Source organism: Streptomyces sp. NBC_00203 (assembly GCF_045206325.1).
Taxonomy (GTDB): Bacteria; Actinomycetota; Actinomycetes; order Streptomycetales; family Streptomycetaceae; genus Streptomyces; species Streptomyces lutosisoli.
Genome location: NZ_CP108126.1, coordinates 6,445,672 through 6,465,086 on the forward strand (window position 1 = coordinate 6,445,672; position 19,415 = coordinate 6,465,086).

Consider the following 19,415-nt stretch of genomic DNA (forward strand, 5'->3'; position numbering starts at 1 on the left):
GCTTGCTCATTCTCACGTGAGGGGCCCTTACACCGGTCCACCGGGGCCGATGACCAGCGACCAGCGTGCGGTATGCGTCACCGCCATGCGGTCAGGGCTGTCGTGATCGTCCGTGGTGGCCATGTCAGGACCCACTCACTGAAGAAGCGAAGGCTACGACCGTGCGTACGTTCAGCCCCAAGCCCGGCGACATCACTCGCCAGTGGTACGTCATCGACGCCCAGGATGTCGTCCTGGGTCGTCTCGCGACCACTGCCGCGAACATCCTGCGGGGCAAGCACAAGCCGATTTTTGCCCCCCACGTCGACGCTGGTGACTTCGTCATCATCATCAACGCGGACAAGGTGCACCTGTCCGGCAACAAGAAGACCCAGAAGATGGCTTACCGCCACTCCGGCTACCCGGGTGGTCTGCGCTCCGTCCGTTACGACGAGCTGCTGGCCAAGAACCCCGAGAAGGCCGTCGAGAAGGCCATCAAGGGCATGATCCCCAAGAACACCCTGGGCCGTCAGGTGCTCTCGAAGCTGAAGGTCTACTCGGGCGACCAGCACCCCCACGCTGCCCAGCAGCCGGTGCCGTTCGAGATCACCCAGGTCGCGCAGTAGTTCCGGCCACACCCCCAAAGACAGAAAAGAATCTGAGGAGCATCGTGGCCGAGACCACCGTTGAGCAGCCGGTCGAAGAGACTGAGACCGAGCTTGTCGACATCGAGAGCTACACCAGCGAGTCCGAGGTGCCCGTCGAGGGCGAGTACACCTCCGAGTCGCTCGCGGGCCGCTTCGGCGACCCGCAGCCGGCCGCCGGCCTGGGCCGTCGCAAGAACGCCATCGCCCGCGTCCGGATCGTCCCGGGCACCGGCAAGTGGAAGATCAACGGTCGCACCCTTGAGGACTACTTCCCCAACAAGGTGCACCAGCAGGAAGTCAACGAGCCCTTCAAGGTGCTCGAGCTCGACGGCCGCTACGACGTCATCGCCCGCATCTCGGGTGGCGGCGTCTCCGGTCAGGCCGGTGCCCTGCGCCTCGGCGTGGCCCGCGCCCTGAACGAGGCCGACGTGGACAACAACCGCGGCGCCCTCAAGAAGGCCGGCTTCCTCAAGCGCGACGACCGTGCGGTCGAGCGCAAGAAGGCCGGTCTCAAGAAGGCCCGCAAGGCCCCGCAGTACAGCAAGCGTTAATCTTCGCTGCCTGCTCGTACGCGTCGCAGTACGCGTAGTACGTCCGATCGCCCCGGCGGCACGCCACAGTGCCGCCGGGGCGTTCGTTTATCACAGTCATGGGCGTATAACGGCACAAGGTGCTCAAAGGCTCGTGTGATCGGATGACTTCCGAACTCTGAAGCTTCCTCAGGAGGACAAGTGGGACGACTCTTCGGCACGGACGGCGTGCGCGGTGTCGCCAACGCGGATCTGACGGCCGAGCTCGCGCTCGGGCTCTCCGTGGCGGCGGCGCACGTACTGGCCGAGGCGGGCTCGTTCGAGGGCCACCGGCCGGTCGCCGTGGTCGGGCGGGACCCGCGCGCGTCCGGGGAGTTCCTGGAGGCCGCCGTGGTCGCGGGCCTGGCCAGCGCGGGCGTGGACGTCCTGCGGGTCGGTGTGCTGCCCACCCCGGCGGTGGCGTATCTCACCGGCGTGCTCGGCGCCGACCTCGGCGTGATGCTCTCGGCCAGCCACAACGCCATGCCGGACAACGGCGTCAAGTTCCTCGCACGCGGCGGGCACAAGCTCGACGACGAGCTGGAGGACCGGATCGAGGCCGTCTACGACGAGCACCGCACCGGCGCTCCCTGGGACCGGCCCACCGGCTCGGGCGTCGGGCGCGTGCGCTCCTACACCGAAGGGTTCGACCAGTACGTCGCCCACCTCATCGGCGTGCTCCCGAACCGTCTCGACGGTCTGAAGATCGTCCTCGACGAGGCGCACGGCGCCGCCGCCCGGGTGTCGCCCGAGGCCTTCTCGCGCGCCGGTGCCGAGATCATCACGATCGGCGCGGAGCCCGACGGCCTGAACATCAACGACGGCTGCGGCTCCACCCACCTCGGCCTCCTCAAGGCCGCCGTCCTGGAGCACGGCGCCGACCTCGGCATCGCGCACGACGGCGACGCCGACCGCTGCCTCGCCGTGGACCACACGGGTGCCGAGATCGACGGCGACCAGATCATGGCCGTACTCGCGCTGGCGATGCGGGAGCGTTCCGCACTGCGCTCCGACACCGTTGTCGCGACTGTCATGTCCAATCTGGGCTTCAAGCTGGCCATGGAGCGCGAGGGAGTCTCCGTCATCCAGACCGCGGTCGGTGACCGTTACGTCCTGGAGGAGATGAAGGAGCACGGCTACGCGCTCGGCGGCGAGCAGTCCGGGCACGTGATCATTCTCGACCACGCCACCACCGGTGACGGCACGCTGACGGGGCTGCTGCTGGCGGCGCGGGTCGCTCAGACCGGGCGTACGCTCCAGGACCTCGCGTCCGTCATGGAGCGGCTGCCGCAGGTGCTGATCAATGTGCCTGACGTCGACAAGTCGCGGGTGGGGACGTCTGCCGAGCTGGCTTCGGCGGTGGCTGACGCCGAGCGGGAACTTGGGTCTACGGGGCGGGTGTTGCTGCGGTCTTCTGGGACCGAGCCGCTGGTTCGGGTCATGGTCGAGGCTGCGGATATTGACCATGCGCGGTCTGTGGCTGGGCGGTTGGCTGATGCGGTGAAGTCTGCGCTGGGGTAGTGCGGGGGCCTCCGGGTAGGGGGTGGGGGATCTGTTCGTTGCGGGCTGCGGGAGCGTCGTGGCTTGTCGCGCAGTTCCCCGCGCCCCTTAAGGGGCGCCCAGTTCCCGGCGTTTAAAGGGGCGCGGTGTCGCGTTGTTTGGCCCAGAACCATTTCTGGGCCAGCAGGGTGAGGGTGCCCGCCAGGACGATGCCGCCCAGGTTGGCCAGGAGTTGCCAAGTGGAGCCCCACATTTGGGAGTAGTCCGTGTAGCTGAGGGCTACGGCGGCGTTTGCGGCGGCTGGGACGGTTGTCACTGAGATTGCCACGCCGATCAGGGCGCCGGACTTCGCGGAGGTGAGGGACAGGGTGCCCGCGATGCCCGCGAGGAAGGCCACGACGAAGGACATCCAGTCGGGCTTCCAGATGAAGGCGGTGTTCGGACGGGGCGCCTCCACCATGGACTTCTCGAAGAGTCCGAGCGCGTCCAGCAGCCAGCTGAAGCCCGCCGTCAGCACCATCGCCACCGCGAAACCGGCGAGCAGCGCCCACAGTGAGCGCCACACCAGGTGCGGGGCCCGCCGCACCAGGGCCGTGGAGATGCCCGCGAGCGGGCCGAACTCCGGGCCCACGGCCATCGCGCCGACGATCAGGATCGCGTTGTCGAGCATCACACCGCAGGCCGCGAGCATCGTCGCGACCGCCAGGAGCGCCACATAGGTGACGCTGAGCGTCGACTCCTCGTGCGAGGCGTCCGCCAGGTGCTCCCACAGCACCGCGTCCGCGCCCTCGCCCGGCGCCTCGGCCTCCGCCTTGTCGGCGCGCTTCGACAGCGACAGGTCGATGTCCTCGACGGCGATCGAACCGGTCTTGTCGAGCTCCAACTCCCTGAGACCACCGATGAGTTCGTCGCCCGCCTCGCGCGCGACGTCGCACATCACGACGTCCCCGGCCGGGTTGCGGGCCGCGCCCGGCAGGACCACGAGGTGAGTGGTGCCGACCGTCTTCTCGATGAGCCGTACGACGTCATCGGTGCGGTCGGCGGGCGTGATCAGGCGCAGGTGCAGCATGGGCGCAGAATAGTCGTACGGGATTACAGCTTGCGCAGGCTCAGCCGCTGCACCTTGTGGTCCGGGCCCTTGCGCACGACGAGGGTCGCCCGGCCGCGCGTCGGGGCCACGTTCTCCAGCAGGTTCGGCTTGTTGATGGTCCGCCAGGTCGTGCGGGCGTAGTCGAGGGCCTCCTCCTCGGAGACCTGGGTGTACCTGCGGAAGTACGAGTCGGGCTTCTGGAAGGCGGTCGCGCGCAGCTTGCGGAAGCGGTTGAGGTACCAGGCCTCGATGTCCTCGGCGCGGGCGTCGACGTACACGCTGAAGTCGAAGTAGTCCGCGAGGCCGACGCGGGTGCGGCCGTCCTTGCCGGGCAGGGCGGGCTGGAGCACGTTCAGGCCCTCGACGATGAGGATGTCGGGGCGGCGGACCGTGAGCTTCTGGTCGGGCACGATGTCGTAGATGAGGTGCGAGTAGACGGGTGCCGTCACCTCGTCCTTGCCCGCCTTGATGTCGGCGACGAACCGGGTCAGGGCGCGGCGGTCGTACGACTCGGGGAAACCCTTGCGCGACATCAGGCCGCGCGCCTCCAGCTCATTGGTGGGGAGCAGGAAGCCGTCCGTGGTGACCCGCTCGACGCGCGGGTGCTCGGGCCAGCGCGAGAGCAGGGCCTGGAGGAGGCGGGCGACGGTGGACTTGCCGACGGCCACGGACCCGGCGACCCCTATGACGAACGGGGTACCGGCCTGGGAGCCCTTCTCCCCGAGAAACGTGTTCAGGGCGCCTCTGAGCCCGTCGGTGGCACCGACGTACAGATTGAGCAGTCTGGACAGCGGCAGATAGATGTCCCGCACCTCGTCGAGGTCGATGACATCGCCCAGACCGCGCAGCTTCTCGACCTCCTCGGCGTTCAGCGGGAGCGGCGTCTTTTCGCGCAGCGCGCTCCACTCGGCACGGGTGAGGTCGACGTAGGGAGTCGCCTCCGGCTTGGGCCGGTGGGCGCTCCGCTGCAACGGGGAGACCGGAGAGATCACAGTCCATTGTTACGGGAGTATGGACGGGATGGGGCGTGGGGTCCGTCACGCGGGGTACCCGCGGGGTACCTGGCGGCCTCTGCCGAGGGCGGCTGGAATTTCCGATATCGGGCACGAGGTGCCGGATTCGGGCGGGCCTTGGACCGTAGGCTGCGGGCCATGTGCGGAATCGTGGGATACGTGGGGTCGCAGTCGGCGCTTGACGTGGTGATGGCCGGACTGAAGCGACTGGAGTACCGGGGATACGACTCGGCGGGTGTCGCCGTGCCGGCGGACGGGGGGCTCGCCGCCGCGAAGAAGGCCGGCAAGCTCGTCAACCTGGAGAAGGAGCTCGTCGACCGGCCGCTGCCGACCGGGACGACGGGCATCGGACACACCCGCTGGGCCACCCACGGGGGCCCCACCGATGCGAACGCGCATCCGCATCTGGACAACGCGGGCCGGGTCGCCGTCGTCCACAACGGCATCATCGAGAACTTCGCCCTGCTGCGCGCCGAGTTGGCCGAGCGCGGGCACGAGCTGGCCTCCGAGACGGACACCGAGGTGGTCGCGCATCTGCTCGCCGAGGAGTTCTCCTCGTGCGCGGACCTCGCGGAGGCGATGCGGCTGGTGTGCCGGCGGCTGGAGGGCGCGTTCACGCTGGTCGCGGTGCATGCCGACGATCCGGACGTGGTGGTCGGGGCGCGCCGGAACTCGCCGCTCGTGGTCGGCGTCGGAGAGGGCGAGGCCTTTCTCGCCTCGGACGTCGCCGCGTTCATCGCCCACACGCGCTCCGCGATCGAGCTGGGCCAGGACCAGGTGGTGGAGCTGCGCCGGGACGGCGTGACGGTCACCGGCTTCGACGGCCGGCCCGCCGACGTGCGCTCGTTCCACGTGGACTGGGACGTCTCGGCGGCCGAAAAGGGCGGCTACGACTACTTCATGCTCAAGGAGATCGCCGAGCAGCCCAAGGCGGTCGCCGACACGCTGCTGGGGCGCATCGACACGTCCGGCCTGCTGAAGCTGGACGAGGTGCGGATCCCGGTCCATGAGCTGCGCGAGATCGACAAGGTCGTCATCGTGGCCTGCGGGACCGCCTTCCACGCCGGGCTGATCGCCAAGTACGCCATCGAGCACTGGACGCGGATCCCGTGCGAGGTGGAGCTCGCGAGCGAGTTCCGCTACCGGGACCCGATTCTCGACACCCGGTCACTCGTGATCGCCATCTCCCAGTCCGGCGAGACCATGGACACGCTGATGGCCCTGCGGCACGCCCGCGAGCAGGGCTCCAAGGTGCTGGCGATCTGCAACACGAACGGCTCGACCATCCCGCGCGAGTCGGACGCGGTCCTCTACACCCACGCGGGCCCGGAGGTCGCCGTCGCCTCGACCAAGGCGTTCCTGACCCAGCTGGTCGCCTGCTATCTGGTCGCCCTGTACCTGGGCCAGGTGCGCGGCACCAAGTGGGGTGACGAGATCCTGGCCGTGATCCGGGACCTGTCCCACATCTCCGGCGAGGTCGAGCGGGTCCTGGAGACCATGGAGCCGGTACGGGAGCTGGCGCGTTCCCTCGCCGACAAGAACACTGTGCTGTTCCTGGGGCGGCACGTGGGCTACCCGGTGGCGCTGGAGGGAGCCCTGAAGCTCAAGGAGCTGGCCTACATGCACGCCGAGGGCTTCGCGGCGGGCGAGTTGAAGCACGGGCCGATCGCGCTGATCGAGGACGACCTGCCGGTCGTGGTCGTGGTGCCGTCACCCCGCGGGCGGTCCGTCCTCCACGACAAGATCGTGTCCAACATCCAGGAGATCCGGGCGCGGGGTGCGCGCACCATCGTCATCGCGGAGGAAGGCGACGAGGCGGTCGTTCCCTACGCCGACCATCTGATCCGGATCCCGGCCACGCCGACGTTGCTTCAGCCGCTGGTGGCCACCGTTCCGTTGCAGGTGTTCGCCTGTGAGCTGGCTACGGCTCGGGGGAACGAGGTGGATCAGCCTCGGAACCTGGCGAAGTCGGTGACGGTGGAGTGAGTTTTTAGGGCTGTGATGAAGGGGGTGAAGGCTCCGGTCGGGAAGGTGAGGGGGGTCCTGGCCGGGGTCTTGGAGTCGCGGACGGCGACGTGGGTGGGGGAGTTGGCTATCGCCACGCACTCGTTGCCATCGTCGGGGCCTGAGTAGGACGACTTCCGCCAGTTGTCGAGGGTGTCCTTCAAAGCCTCGACGAAGGTGGTGAAAGCCCTGGTTGGGAAGGTGAGGGTGGCCCTGGCCGGGGTCTTGGAGTCGCGTACGGCTATGCAGGTGTCGCGGTTCGCGATCTCCACGCAGTTGTTGCCGTCGTCGCCGCCGGAGTAGGACGACTTCCGCCAGTTGTCAGGGATGGCCATGGGGTGCCTCACAGCTCTTTCGCCAGCCTGTTGATGAAGTCACGTGACCTTGTGGGGTCGAGTGATACGTCCTCCACCTTACGGAAGCGCGTTCGAAAGGCGCTGAGTTGGGCCTCGGAATCGACGAAGCCTGAGCCGTGGGGCACGTCGCGCACGACCGTGTCCAACTTGGGGACAGGGCCGCCGACGTACGTCATGGTGCTTCCGGCCCTGGCGAAGTCGTCGAGGTCGAAGGGGATGACACGCACGGTGATGTGGTCGGCTTCGGTGAGTTCCAGGATCCGGGTGAACTGAGCCCGTGCGGCTGATCGGTCGCCGACTCTGATGCGCAGTGCCGCCTCGTGAATCACCGATTCGTACGGGATGGGGGAGGGGCGCTCGGTGATTACTCGGCGGGCCATGCGGTGGCGGACGCGCAATTCCAGCTCGTCTCGGGTGAGTTCGGGCACCCTGGATGAAAAGACTGCACGGGCGTAGTCCTGCGTTTGCAGCAAGCCCGGCACGTACAGGATGGCGATCTCGCGCCAGGACGTGGCGTGGTGATCGAGCTCTGAAAGGTCCAGGAACGAAGTTGGGATCAGACCCCGGTACTCCTCCCACCAGCCGCGTGTGCGATCGGTTGCCATTGCGACCAAGGCGTCGATGAACTCGTTGTCCGCGCAGGCGTAGTGGGACGCAAGGCGGCGAAGCCGCTTCTCGCTCACGCCCGCGAGTCCGGACTCGATGTGAGTGATCTGGGCGGGGCTCACCCCGAGTAGTGCTGCCGCCTGGCGGGCGTTGAGGTCTGCCGCCTCGCGGAGTCTGCGCAGTTCAGTCGCCAGACGCAGCTGGCGTGCCGTTGGTTCGCGCCTCAAAGCTCTCGACTGCTCCTAGGTTCAACGCGCCTACGGGCGCGACTCGTTCGGCGTCAGATTACGCGATCGGCTTGCCGTATCTCTAGATTTAGATCTACCGTCGGTGACGCGACGCACACTCTGCGGAACACCGGGACCCCGGAAGCGCACCGCCCCGTCCTGCCATGACGGCTGCGGCCATGCCACCGCCCGCCACCCGTAGATCTCCGAAACCCCCACCACCGAACCGGAGTTGCCGCATGCCCGAAAACGAACCCGACGCCTCCTGGGAGTACTCCCTCTACATCCCCAACGACCTCCGAGCCGTCACCGTCAGCCGCCGCACCGTCCGCCTGATCCTCACCATGCACGGCCTGATCGGACTGGTCGACACCGCGGAGCTCCTCGCAGCGGAGCTGGTGTCCAACGCCGTACGCCACACCAAGGGACCCGCCGCTCTCCGCGTCCGCTGGTCGGCGGGCGTCCTGCGGATCGGGGCGTGGGACGCCGACCCCGAGCCGCCCGAACCGCCGGGGAAGCTGGAGCGGCTGGGTGAGGCGGAGGAGGGGCGGGGGCTGGCACTGGTCAGGGCGTGTTCGGACCTGTGGGGGTGGCAGCCGCTGTCCAGGCTGGGCCTGCGGGGCAAGTACGTGTGGTGCGAGCTGGCCGCGGCGTAGCGGGTGAGTGATTGGCGGTTCTGTGCCGGCCCGGGCAGCCGCGACCAGGCCCTTCCGAGGTGATGCGTGGCACACAACTGCCAATCCCACAGTGGTCCGTATGTACGATGCCAGGTCTCAACAGGCCTGGCCGGGGGGAGAGTTCGGCCGGGCCTCTCGACCTCTTCACTGTGGGGGATTCCATGCGTATACGCGCTGCTGCCGTCGTTCTTTCCAGCGCCGTCGTTCTTTCCGCGCTCGCCCTTCCGGCCGTCGCGCAGGCGTCGGAGCGTGCGGACGGGGCGACGAAGCTCAGATCCTTCGCCTCGAAGACCTCGAAGACCGTGTCGCCGAAGGACTCGCTGGGTGCCACCAAGTTCTCGGACGCGGTCATCAACGGCGGCAAGGACATCGTCCTCGGCGTGACCGCCAAGAAGTCCGTCACCGTCACGTACACCGCCACCAACGAGAGCGGCATCGCCCTCACCGAGGCCTTCCTGTGGCAGGGCACCGACAGCTCGAACGTGGACGACATCACCGGCTCGCTGGGGACGGACGACGACGCCACCTGCACGGAATCGACGACCCAGCAGGGCGTCTACAGCTGCAAGGCCGTCTTCAACATCGACCCCGCGCACGACTTCGCGGACGGCAACGGCGTCGCGGGCACCTGGAAACTGTTCCTCGGCGCCTGGGACCTCTACGCGAACGCCAGCTACAACGACGACGTCACCACCACCAAGCTCAAGCGCGCCGCCACGCTGACCGTCAACGCCTCCCCGGAGCCGGTGAAGAAGGGCAAGACCATCACGGTCACCGGCAAGCTGAGCCGCGCCAACTGGACCACGGGGCGGTACGCGGGCTACTCGACCCAGCCGGTGCTGCTGCAGTTCCGCAAGAAGGGAAGCGACACGTACACCACCCTCAAGACGGTCACGTCCAGCAGCACCGGCACCCTGACGACCACCACCACGGCCGGCGTCGACGGCTACTACCGCTTCGCCTTCGCCGGGACCACCACCACCGGCTCCAAGAAGGCGACCGGCGATTTCGTCGACGTCCAGTAGGTGTCGACGTCCAGTAGGTAGGGCGGGATCAGCCGCGCCTGCGGCGGCGGTACAGCCGCCACGTCAGGAAGAGGCACGGCAGCTCCATCACCCACACCCCGATGATGGCCGCGGAGTCAGGGTTTGCCGCACCGGCCTCGTCGAGGGTGACGAGCACGCTGAGCAGGCCCCACACCGCGGCCACCGAGCCGACGAGCCAGAGCGCGAGCGTCCAGCCCCAGTGCGCCTTGCCCTGGGAGCTGGGGGCGGGCGTGCGTGCCTCGGGTTGTGGGATGCGGGACGGGTCCCGCTGCGGCATCCGCACCACCGCCGCGGGCGGTACGGCCGCGTCCACCGCCGCGATCCGCTCGGGCGTCACGCTCTTGTAGAGGGTCGGCTCGATGGTGACCGAGAAGCCGTCGTACCCGGTCAGCGTGCGGGCTCCGTCCGGGCGGGCGGCCATCGCCGCGCAGGCGTCGTACCGAACGGTGACCGGGCCGCGCGGCGTCGTCAGGGACACCCCCTCCGCCCCGATCGTCAGCGTGACGTGCTCGTCCTCCAGCGAACGGTGCCGGGTACCGGTCAGCGCGTGCGTCGAGTACTGCGGGGCGAGGAAGAACCCCGCCCAGTCGGCGCCCCGGCCCGGTACCTGGAGCAGCCCGGTCGACCACATCTCGCGGGCCGCCTCGCGCAGATCCTCGACGGTCAGCGCGCGCAGCTCGGCCCGGTGCTCGTCCGGGCTGAGGATGGGATGGCCGAGGAGCAGGCTGAGGGCGTACGAGGGCAGTGACACGGCGGCGAGTTCCGGGGTGTCGTACATCTTCAGGGCCTTGGTGCGTGCCGAGTCGAGCTCGGCCTGCTCGATGCGGCCCGCGCGCAGCCGCGCGAGGACGTCGACGAAGCCGCCGACCACCGCGTCCTGCTTCTTGGGCAGCGCGTCGGCGTACGCCGTCAGGGTGGCGCAGTCGGCGTCGCGCGGGGTGTAGTCGGCCTCGGCCGAGTACGAGTAGCCGCCCTCCTGGCGCAGGTCCTGGAAGAGGGCGCGGCCCAGGACGTCGGCGAGGACGGCGCCCGCGGTGGAACGGGGCAGCACCGCGTTGAAGACGACGTGGCCGTCGTCGCCGTGGATGTAGGCGGGGGTGACCGGCAGCGCGTTCGAGGCGGCGGGCGCCGGGAGGCGTGTACCGGCGGGCAGCGTCAGATCGAGTCCCTCCGGCACGGAGTCGCTGGTGATCCACAGCACCGCGTTGTCCCGGGTGAAACGCGTCTGCGCCCAGTGCCGCACCTCGTCCGGGGTCAGCCGCCAGGTGCCCAGCTCGCTGTAGCTGGACAGGCCGTAGCTCTGGGCGCCGTAACGCCACAGCGGCATCTGGTGGCTGGGCCCGCCACCGCGGCCGGCCGCCTCCGTCCGCAGGATCTCCTTCTCGGTCTCCAGCCGGTCCAGCGGCAGGTCGCGCAGGGCCGCGCAGACGCTGTTGAGGTAGGCGACCACCTCGTCCTCGCTGCCCGTGACGTGGAAGAGGGTGTACGCGTTCGCCGTCGCGCCGTTGTAGTGCAGGTCGGACAGGCCCAGCCGGTGCAGCGCGAGATGCTCGACGAGATGGGTGATGCCGGCCGTGGCCAGGGTCTCGTCGGCGCGGCCCACGCGGAAGAAGAGCCCGGCGGTGATCTCGCCCTGCTTGGGCGTGTAGAGCGTGGGGATGCCCTGGGTGGTGGTGTGGCCGACGAGCCCCGCCAACTTGGCTACGGGGTTGGTGACTTCGGTGGTCATCGCGACTCCCCCCAGGCCGCCGACAGTGCGGCCTTGCGGTACTTGACGAAGGCGGCCGCCGGGTCGGGCGTGTACTGCCACGGGAACTCGGCGGCCCGGTCCTCGAGTTCGAGGAAATGCGGGATCGCGTCCTGGTGGTGGCCGCCGAGCGAGAAGGCGAGGGCGAACGCGCTGTGCGCGCCGATGCCGTGGAAGCCGGGCCGGTAGTCCTTGTGCAGCACGGACACCTGGGCCGCGAACCGCAGATCGTCACGGACGGGCACGCCCCGCATGTACGCGGCGGCCTCCATGCCTCCGTCACCCAGGAGCTCCAGCCAGTGCTCCAGATGCGCGATGGCCACCAGGGCACCGGAGTGCGAGCCGTCCGGGGCCGCTGCCGCACACTCGCGGGCGAAGCCGTGCGCCGCATCCCAGGAGCCGCTCCACTTGGGGCACAGGTTCTGCAGCAGCTGCATCTGCGCCGGGTAGTGGTGCGGGTGGTGGGCGGCCAGCCGGTCGTAGCGGCGCCGGGCCTCGGCCTGCCCGAGCTCCAGACCGCGCGCGGTGGTCAGGCGCACCGTCCAGGCGTGCGCGTACGAGGGGTGCTCCGCGCACACCTCGATCAGCAGCTGCTCGGCCCGCCGCAGCCACTCGTGGAACCGGTCGAACTGGTCCCGCGACACATGCTGCGCCCGGGCGCCGCTGCGGATGTCCCAGCCGATGTGCAGATACCGGTCGGCGAGCAGCGTACGGGGCAGCGGGTCGCCGGGCAGGGCGGCCACGGCCTGCTCCAGATACCGCTCCACTCCGTCGGTGTCGGCCAGCAGGCCCGCCGCGAAGGACCGCTGCGCCTCCGTGCCGAGGCCCGCGAAGAACGCCGCCGTGGCGGCCCAGTCGCCGTGCGCCGCCGCGGTGCGCAGCGGGACGAGTTCGGGCAGGGTGTCGAACGGATCGAAACGAGGCGGCGCGGATATCCCTGGTGCTCCGCTCACGCCGCCGGTTGTGCTGGTCATGCCTCCGCCCCCATGGCGTACTTGGAAGTGTCACGCACCGGCAGGCCCCCCGTGCCTGTGCGCTCGATATGAAGTCGCCGCAGGCTAGCAGGGGGGTGAGACATTCCCGGCGGCTGGACCGGGGCCCGTGCCGCGCCCCATAGGCTGCGAGGCATGAGCATCATCGGGGTCGGTATCGACGTGGCCGAGATCGACCGGTTCCGGGCGTCGCTGGAGCGCACACCCGGACTGGCCGAACGGGTCTTTGTGGAGCAGGAGTTGCATCTGCCGAGCGGGGAGCGGAGAGGTATCGCGTCGCTGGCCGCCCGGTTCGCCGCGAAGGAGGCGCTCGCCAAGGCGCTCGGCGCCCCGGCCGGTCTGCACTGGACCGACGCCGAGGTCTACGTCGAGGACAGCGGGCAGCCGCGGCTGCGGGTGAAGGGCACGGTGGCGGCGCGGGCGGCCGAACTGGGCGTGCGGTCGTGGCATGTGTCGCTGAGCCATGACGCGGGGGTGGCTTCGGCGGTGGTGGTGGCGGAGGGGTAGCCGCTGCCCTGGGGGAATCGCTCGTCGCGGGTGGTTCGTCGGCCGCGGGATGTCCGTATGTCCGTGGTTGCTCGCGCCGTTCCCCGCGCCCCTCGCGGGGCGCTGATGCGAGACTCGGGCCTATGCGTACTGCCTACAGCGTGGAGACGGTAAGGGCGGCCGAGCGGGAGCTGATGGCGCGGCTCCCCGAAGGGGCGTTGATGCAGCGCGCCGCCGCCGGACTGGCCGCGGCCTGTGCCGATGTGCTGGGGCGGGTGTACGGCAGCCGGATCGTGCTGCTGATCGGCAGCGGCGACAACGGGGGCGACGCGCTGTACGCGGGGGCCCGGCTGGCCCGGCGCGGGGCCGGTGTCACCGCCGTACTGCTCACCCCCGAACGGACGCATGCCGGGGGGCTGGACGCGTTGCGGCGCGCGGGCGGCACGCTGGTCGCCCCCGGTGCCGCCGAGCAGATCGTCCGCCGTGCCGACCTCGTCGTCGACGGCATCGTCGGGATCGGCGGCAAGGGCGGGCTGCGGCCGGACGCGGCGCGACTGGCCGAGCTCGCCGCGGACTCCCGTGCCGCCGTGGTCGCCGTCGACCTGCCGAGCGGCGTTGAGGCGGACACCGGGGAGGTCCTCGGCGCGGCGGTCCGTGCCGACCTGACCGTCACCTTCGGCACGCACAAGCCGGGGCTGCTCATCGATCCGGCGCGTGAGTACGCCGGTTCCGTACGCCTCGTCGACATCGGTCTCGAACTGCCGGACCAGGCAGAGCTGGAGGCGCTCCAGCACGCGGATGTCGCGGCGCGGCTGCCGGTGCCGGGGGCGGCGAGCGACAAGTACAGGCGCGGTGTCGTCGGGATCGCCGCCGGGTCCGCGCGCTACCCCGGGGCGGCGGTGCTCGCCGTGTCCGGTGCGCTGCGGGGTGGGGCGGGGGCCGTGCGGTACGTGGGGCCCGCCGGGGACGCGGTGATCGCCGCCTTCCCCGAGACGCTGGTTTCCGACAAGGGGCCCCACAAGGCGGGGCGGGTCCAGGCGTGGGTCGTGGGGCCCGGGGCCGGGGACGACGCGTCGGCGGTCGCCGAGGTGCTGGCCGCGGAGGTGCCGGTGCTGGTGGACGCGGACGGGTTGCGGCTCGCGGAGCGGGGGTCCGTGCGGGCGCGGAGTGCGCCCACGCTGATGACTCCGCATGCCGGGGAGGCGGCGGCGTTGCTCGGGGTTTCGCGTGCGGTGGTGGAGGGGGCTCGGCTTGCTTCTGTGCGGGAGCTTGCGGGGCTTTATGGGGCGACGGTGTTGCTCAAGGGGGCGACGACGTTGGTGGCTGATGCGGGGGGTGGGGTCGTGCGGGTGAATTCGACGGGGACGGCTTGGCTGGCGACCGCGGGGAGTGGGGACGTGTTGTCGGGGCTTGCGGGGTCGTTGTTGGCGGCGGGGTTGTCCGCGGTGGATGCGGGGAGTGTTGCTGCGTACGTTCACGGGCTTGCGGGGCGGTTCGCGGCCGACGGGGCGCCTGCGGGGGCCCATGACGTGGCTTCGGCCATCCCGGACGCGTGGCGGGACATCCGCGACTGACGCCCACCGGGGGTTTTCGCCCCCGCCGCCCCTACCCGTCCCATCCCGTTCCTGGGGGCTGCGCCCCCAGACCCCCGAAAGATTGCGCCGTTCCCCGCGCCCCTGAAAGTCGGCTGCGGGACGGTGGGGGCTGGTCGCGCAGTTCCCCGCGCCCCTAACGGCTCGGGGCTGCGCCCCGTCGCCCCCGGCCCGCCCCGGGTGCTTTTAGAAGCGCGGGGAACTGCGCGACCAGCCCCCACCCACCCGCACCCGACACACAACCGAACGGGGTCTGGGGCGGAGCCCCAGGAACGGGATGGGACGGGTAGGGGCGGCGGGGGCGAGAGAACCGTCCGGGCGAATGGGGGACCCCTTCCGCGCGGCTCACTCGGGGAAGGGGAGGGGGTGCGTTGGGTGGTCGCATGATGATCAGACGAATGGTGTGGTGGGGTCGGAGTGCGGCGGTGCTGCTGGCGCTGCTGGCGGTGTTGCCCGGGGAGAGTGCCTTGGCCGTGGGTGGGCCGCCCGCTCCCGGACCGGGGAGCGAGCTGGTGCCGGGCGTGGCGCCGGGTCCGCATCAGCCGTGGCAGATCGATACGCCGGACCAGATGCTCGCACCCAAGGTGTACACACCCACCGCCGCAGAGGATGCCGTCGAGCCGCGCAACGCCCCAGCCGGCACGGACACGCTCATCGAATACGTACCGCTCAGCGACGCCGCCGCAGGCACGGCGGTGACATGCAGCAAGCGGACGGGACCGTATCAGCGGCAGGTCGAGCGGTGGCTGAAGTTGAAGGTGGACGGGAAACAGTCCGCTGCCGATTGTCTTGCCATCCGTGCGTTCCAGACGCGGTACAAGATCAAGCCGACCATCGGCTTCGCCGGACCCGTCACCTGGGCCCACATGCAGCTGCTCTCCGCGATGAAGAACCCGAACGCCGCCGGAAAGTGTCCCGTGCGGTCGTACCGGATCGCCTGCGTGGACCTGGCACGGCAGCTCACCTGGGTGCAGAAGGGGAAGAAGGTCGTGTGGGCGCCGGTGCCGATGCGCAGCGGGCGGGCCGGGTACCGGACCCGTACCGGCTGGTTCAAGATCTACTGGAAGCACAAGAACCACTGGTCGACCCTCTACAACAGCCCCATGCCGTACAGCCAGTTCTTCAGCGGCGGACAGGCATTCCACGCCATCTACGGCAGCATCTACAACCCCAACGGCTCGTGGGGCTGCGTCAATCTGCGGCTCGCCGACGCCCGCACGTTGTGGAGCGTCCTCAAGACGGGCGACCACGTCTACGTGTGGGGCCGTAGAGCCGGCACCTGATGCCGCGGACGGCCAGACGAGGTCCGTACGAGGTCCTCCGAGGTCCTACGGGGTCCTATCCGTACCGGCGCCGGGGTGCTGTCAGGCCCCTCTGAGACACTGGGGGCGCGATGAACGAGACAGCACCCCTGCGCGCCCGCGCCGAGATCGACCTGGCAGCCCTGCGGGCCAACGTGCGGACCCTGCGCGCCCACGCGCCGTCCGCGGCCCTGATGGCCGTGGTCAAGTCCGACGCGTACGGCCACGGGGCGGTGCCGTGTGCCCGAGCGGCGCGCGAGGCCGGCGCCACCTGGCTCGGCACCGCCACCCCCGAGGAGGCCCTCGCGCTGCGGGCGGCCGGACTGCCGGGGCGGATCATGTGCTGGCTCTGGACACCGGGCGGGCCGTGGGCACAGGCCATCGAGGCCGACCTCGACGTCTCGGTCAGCGGGATGTGGGCCCTGCGGGAGGTCGTGGCAGCCGCTCGGACGGTCGGCGCGCCCGCCCGCGTCCAGCTCAAGGCCGACACGGGCCTCGGGCGCAACGGCTGCCAGCCCGACGACTGGCCTGAGCTCGTCGGCGAGGCCCTGAACGCCGAGGCCCGCGGGCTCATCACCGTCACCGGCCTCTGGTCGCACTTCGCCTGCGCCGACGAGCCCGGACACCCCTCCATCCAGGCCCAACTCACCCGCTTCCGCGAGATGGTGGCGTACGCCGAGGAGCAGGGCGTCCGCCCCGAGGTGCGGCACATCGCCAACTCGCCCGCCACGCTGACCCTCCCCGAGAGCCACTTCGACCTCATACGCACCGGCATCGCGGTCTACGGCATCTCGCCCAGCCCCGAGCTCGGCACCCCGGCCGACTTCGGGCTGCGCCCGGTGATGACGCTGAGCGCGTCGCTCGCGCTGGTGAAGCACGTCCCCGGCGGCCACGGCGTCAGCTACGGGCATCACTACACGACGCCCGGCGACACCACCCTCGGCCTCGTGCCCGTCGGCTACGCGGACGGCATCCCACGCCACGCCTCCGGCACCGGACCCGTCCTGGTCGGCGGCAAGTGGCGTACGGTCGCGGGCCGGGTCGCGATGGACCAGTTCGTCGTCGATCTGGGCGGGGACGAGCCCCCGGCCGGGACGGAGGCGGTCCTGTTCGGGCCGGGCGACCGCGGCGAGCCGACCGCCGAGGACTGGGCCCGGGCGGCGGGCACGATCGCTTACGAAATCGTCACCCGGATCGGAACCCGCGTTCCCCGCGTCTACGTGAATGTGAACGAGGAACAAGACGGGTAGTACCCAATAACCGAGCAGACCCCGGCGAAGAGCTGACAGCGAAGCGAAGAGGAGCGGGACGTGAGCGAGAGCAGCGCGGAGGCCGTCGCGAGTGCGGCCTCGGCGGTCGCCGCCTCCGCCGGGAACTGGCGCAGGGCCGGTGTCGCCGGCGCCGCGATAGGCGTCGTGGCAGCGGGCGCCGCCGCCGGAGTCGCCATAGAGCGCCTCACGGTCGGCCGCGGCATGCGCAGGAAGGCCCTCCTCGCGCTCGACTCCACGGGCCCTTACGGCGCGCTGCGCGGCACCCCCGGCAAGGCGTACGCCGACGACGGCACCGAGCTTTACTACGAGGTCGACGACGCGGAGCCGGAGGCCCCCCTCGCCCCGCGCCGTCGCCGGCTCTTCGGCCGCAAGGCGCCGGCCCCCGTCACCGTCGTCTTCAGCCACGGCTACTGCCTCAACCAGGACTCCTGGCACTTCCAGCGCGCCGCGCTGCGCGGTGTCGTGCGCACCGTCCACTGGGACCAGCGCAGCCACGGGCGGTCCGGGCGGGGCGTCGCCCAGCTCAAGGACGGGACGCCGGTCACCATCGACCAGCTCGGCCGCGACCTGAAGGCCGTCATAGACGCGGCCGTGCCCGAGGGCCCCATCGTGCTCGTGGGCCATTCGATGGGCGGGATGACCGTCATGGCCCTCGCCGACCAGTACCCCGAGCTGATCCGCGACCGGGTCGTCGCCGTCGCCCTCGTCGGTACGTCGTCGGGGCGACTCGGCGAGGTCAACTTCGGGCTGCCCGTCGCGGGCGTCAACGCGGTGCGGCGCGTGCTCCCCGGCGTACTGCGGGCGCTCGGGCAGCAGGCCGCCCTGGTGGAGCGGGGGCGGCGGGCCACCGCCGACCTGTTCGCCGGGGTCATCAAGCGGTACTCGTTCGCCACCCGGGACGTCGACCCGGCCGTCGAGCGGTTCGCCGAGCGGATGATCGAGGGCACCCCGATCGACGTGGTCGCCGAGTTCTACCCGGCGTTCACCGAGCACGACAAGACCGCGGCGCTCACCCACTTCGCCGACCTGCCCGTCCTCGTCCTCGCCGGGGTCAAGGACCTGGTGACCCCGAGCGAGCACAGCGAGGCCATCGCCGACCTGCTGCCGGACGCCGAGCTGGTGCTCGTCGCCGACGCCGGGCACCTCGTCATGCTGGAGCACCCCGAGGTCGTCATAGACCGTCTCGCCGACCTCCTCATGCGCGCGGGAGCCGTCCCGGCAGGAGCTACCGTGGGTGGCTATGGAAGCACCAGCAGCAGCGCACAACCAGGCTGAGCCCGCGCAGGACGGGGTCAACGCGCAGATTACCGTCAACTCCCCCGAACAGATGCGGGAGTTGGGCCGCCGGCTCGCCAAGCTGCTCCGCGCGGGCGACCTCGTGATGCTGAACGGGGAGCTGGGCGCGGGCAAGACCACGCTGACCCGGGGGCTCGGCGAGGGGCTCGGCGTGCGCGGCGCGGTCACCTCCCCGACCTTCGTCATCGCCCGCGTGCACCCCTCCCTCGGGGGCGGTCCGCCGCTCGTCCACGTGGACGCGTACCGCCTCGGCGGCGGGCTCGACGAGATGGAGGACCTTGACCTCGACGTCTCGCTCTCCGACTCGGTGATCGTCGTCGAGTGGGGCGAGGGCAAGGTCGAGGAGCTGACCGACGACCGGCTGCACGTGGTGATCCACCGGGCCGTCGGGGACACCACGGACGAGGTACGGCATGTGACGGTCACCGGTCTGGGGGAGCGCTGGGTGACGGTCGACCTGAGCGTGCTCTCGGCCTGACCGGCACCGTTGTCACCGCGCCGGCGCGTCTGCCGTTCGTAGTTTTGCTTAACGTTCCGACAAGACGTCGGCAAGATATTGCGTTCGGTGTCCCGGCCGTGTTCACATGGACATCAGTCCGTAGTTAGGTCTACCTAACCACGCTTGCCCCCGAAGACCGCAGGAGGCGTCCATGTCGGCTTCAGAACGTCCTGACGTGCCGGTGGCTCCGCCGGTTGCGGGTGTGGTGGCTGGGGTGTCGATGCGGGAGCTGTTGGCGTCGTGTGCGGCGGCCGACGCGGTGTCCTTGCCGCCGCGTGCGCCTCTGGCGGAGGCGGCGGCGGTTGAGGAGCCCCGCAAGGCTGCGTGAGCGCTCCGCTGGGGGCGCCGTTTTTGTCTGCGGGCCCGGTGGGGGCTGGTCGCGCAGTTCCCCGCGCCCCTAAAAGATTGCGCAGTTCCCCGCGCCCCCAAAAAGGTTGCGCAGTTCCCCGCGCCCCAAAAAGGTTGCGCAGTTCCCCGCGCCCCTAAAAGACTGCGCAGTTCCCCGCGCCCCTAAAGG

Annotated in this window: 18 protein-coding genes and 1 pseudogene; 12 read left to right on the plus strand and 7 right to left on the minus strand. The window is 70.3% G+C overall.

The window, feature by feature from the left end:
* The first annotated feature begins 161 nt into the window (after positions 1–161).
* The 3 genes from rplM (at position 162) to glmM (ending at position 2,716) form a co-directional block, all read left to right on the plus strand.
* Positions 162–605, plus strand: coding sequence for a 50S ribosomal protein L13 (rplM, locus tag OG975_RS28970; RefSeq protein ID WP_319206688.1), 444 nt, complete (start codon positions 162–164; stop codon positions 603–605).
* A gap of 44 nt (positions 606–649) precedes the next feature.
* A complete protein-coding gene (gene rpsI, locus OG975_RS28975) occupies positions 650–1,177 on the plus strand; it encodes a 30S ribosomal protein S9 (protein ID WP_327431018.1) in 528 nt (175 codons plus the stop codon).
* Positions 1,178–1,357: 180 nt separating this feature from the next.
* Positions 1,358–2,716 carry a phosphoglucosamine mutase gene (gene glmM, locus OG975_RS28980; RefSeq protein WP_406332305.1) on the plus strand — a complete coding sequence of 453 codons (1,359 nt, stop codon included), beginning with the start codon at positions 1,358–1,360 and terminating at the stop codon, positions 2,714–2,716.
* Between the two features lie 112 nt (positions 2,717–2,828).
* On the opposite strand, the gene OG975_RS28985 is transcribed toward glmM, so the two are convergent.
* Together OG975_RS28985 and coaA are read right to left on the minus strand one after the other, a co-directional pair.
* The gene (locus OG975_RS28985) at positions 2,829–3,764 is read right to left on the minus strand and encodes a DUF389 domain-containing protein (RefSeq protein WP_406332306.1); all 936 of its coding nucleotides are present in this window, start codon (positions 3,762–3,764) and stop codon (positions 2,829–2,831) included.
* Positions 3,765–3,787: 23 nt separating this feature from the next.
* A complete protein-coding gene (gene coaA, locus OG975_RS28990) occupies positions 3,788–4,777 on the minus strand; it encodes a type I pantothenate kinase (RefSeq protein ID WP_406332307.1) in 990 nt (329 codons plus the stop codon).
* Between the two features lie 159 nt (positions 4,778–4,936).
* Between coaA and glmS the strand changes: the two genes are divergently transcribed.
* Positions 4,937–6,784: a glutamine--fructose-6-phosphate transaminase (isomerizing) gene (gene glmS, locus OG975_RS28995; protein ID WP_406332309.1), complete on the plus strand. Its 1,848-nt coding sequence runs from the start codon at positions 4,937–4,939 to the stop codon at positions 6,782–6,784.
* On the opposite strand, the gene OG975_RS29000 is transcribed toward glmS, so the two are convergent.
* From OG975_RS29000 to OG975_RS29010, 3 genes and pseudogenes are all read right to left on the minus strand, one after another.
* Entirely contained in the window at positions 6,745–6,966 is a 222-nt protein-coding gene (locus OG975_RS29000; RefSeq protein ID WP_406336509.1) for a DUF397 domain-containing protein, read from the minus strand. The genes glmS and OG975_RS29000 overlap by 40 nt on opposite strands.
* Positions 6,958–7,137, minus strand: a pseudogene (locus OG975_RS29005) (DUF397 domain-containing protein); the annotation flags it as partial. The pseudogene OG975_RS29005 and the gene OG975_RS29000, both read right to left, overlap by 9 nt.
* A gap of 8 nt (positions 7,138–7,145) precedes the next feature.
* Positions 7,146–7,991, minus strand: a complete 846-nt coding sequence (locus OG975_RS29010) for a helix-turn-helix transcriptional regulator (RefSeq protein ID WP_406332310.1) — start codon at positions 7,989–7,991, stop codon at positions 7,146–7,148.
* Between the two features lie 239 nt (positions 7,992–8,230).
* Between OG975_RS29010 and OG975_RS29015 the strand changes: the two genes are divergently transcribed.
* Positions 8,231–8,647: an ATP-binding protein gene (locus OG975_RS29015; protein ID WP_406332311.1), complete on the plus strand. Its 417-nt coding sequence runs from the start codon at positions 8,231–8,233 to the stop codon at positions 8,645–8,647.
* Between the two features lie 182 nt (positions 8,648–8,829).
* Positions 8,830–9,693, plus strand: coding sequence for a hypothetical protein (locus OG975_RS29020; protein WP_406332312.1), 864 nt, complete (start codon positions 8,830–8,832; stop codon positions 9,691–9,693).
* A gap of 28 nt (positions 9,694–9,721) precedes the next feature.
* On the opposite strand, the gene OG975_RS29025 is transcribed toward OG975_RS29020, so the two are convergent.
* Together OG975_RS29025 and OG975_RS29030 are read right to left on the minus strand one after the other, a co-directional pair.
* A complete protein-coding gene (locus OG975_RS29025) occupies positions 9,722–11,443 on the minus strand; it encodes a M16 family metallopeptidase (RefSeq protein WP_406332313.1) in 1,722 nt (573 codons plus the stop codon).
* The gene (locus tag OG975_RS29030; RefSeq protein ID WP_406332314.1) at positions 11,440–12,435 is read right to left on the minus strand and encodes a hypothetical protein; all 996 of its coding nucleotides are present in this window, start codon (positions 12,433–12,435) and stop codon (positions 11,440–11,442) included. The genes OG975_RS29025 and OG975_RS29030 overlap by 4 nt, the downstream gene beginning before the upstream one ends.
* Positions 12,436–12,588: 153 nt before the next feature.
* On the opposite strand from OG975_RS29030, the gene OG975_RS29035 reads away from it, so the two are divergent.
* The 6 genes from OG975_RS29035 (at position 12,589) to tsaE (ending at position 18,877) form a co-directional block, all read left to right on the plus strand.
* On the plus strand, positions 12,589–12,960 hold the full coding sequence (locus OG975_RS29035) for a holo-ACP synthase (protein ID WP_327431026.1): 372 nt from the start codon (positions 12,589–12,591) through the stop codon (positions 12,958–12,960).
* 122 nt (positions 12,961–13,082) lie between these two features.
* Complete coding sequence (locus OG975_RS29040) at positions 13,083–14,513, plus strand: NAD(P)H-hydrate dehydratase (protein WP_406332315.1); 1,431 nt, start codon at positions 13,083–13,085, stop codon at positions 14,511–14,513.
* 401 nt (positions 14,514–14,914) lie between these two features.
* The gene (locus OG975_RS29045; protein WP_406332316.1) at positions 14,915–15,814 is read left to right on the plus strand and encodes a L,D-transpeptidase family protein; all 900 of its coding nucleotides are present in this window, start codon (positions 14,915–14,917) and stop codon (positions 15,812–15,814) included.
* A gap of 110 nt (positions 15,815–15,924) precedes the next feature.
* A complete protein-coding gene (alr, locus tag OG975_RS29050; protein ID WP_406332317.1) occupies positions 15,925–17,082 on the plus strand; it encodes an alanine racemase in 1,158 nt (385 codons plus the stop codon).
* Between the two features lie 60 nt (positions 17,083–17,142).
* A complete protein-coding gene (locus OG975_RS29055; protein ID WP_406332318.1) occupies positions 17,143–18,378 on the plus strand; it encodes an alpha/beta fold hydrolase in 1,236 nt (411 codons plus the stop codon).
* Positions 18,344–18,877: a tRNA (adenosine(37)-N6)-threonylcarbamoyltransferase complex ATPase subunit type 1 TsaE gene (tsaE, locus tag OG975_RS29060; protein WP_406332319.1), complete on the plus strand. Its 534-nt coding sequence runs from the start codon at positions 18,344–18,346 to the stop codon at positions 18,875–18,877. The genes OG975_RS29055 and tsaE overlap by 35 nt, the downstream gene beginning before the upstream one ends.
* The last annotated feature ends 538 nt before the right edge of the window (positions 18,878–19,415 follow it).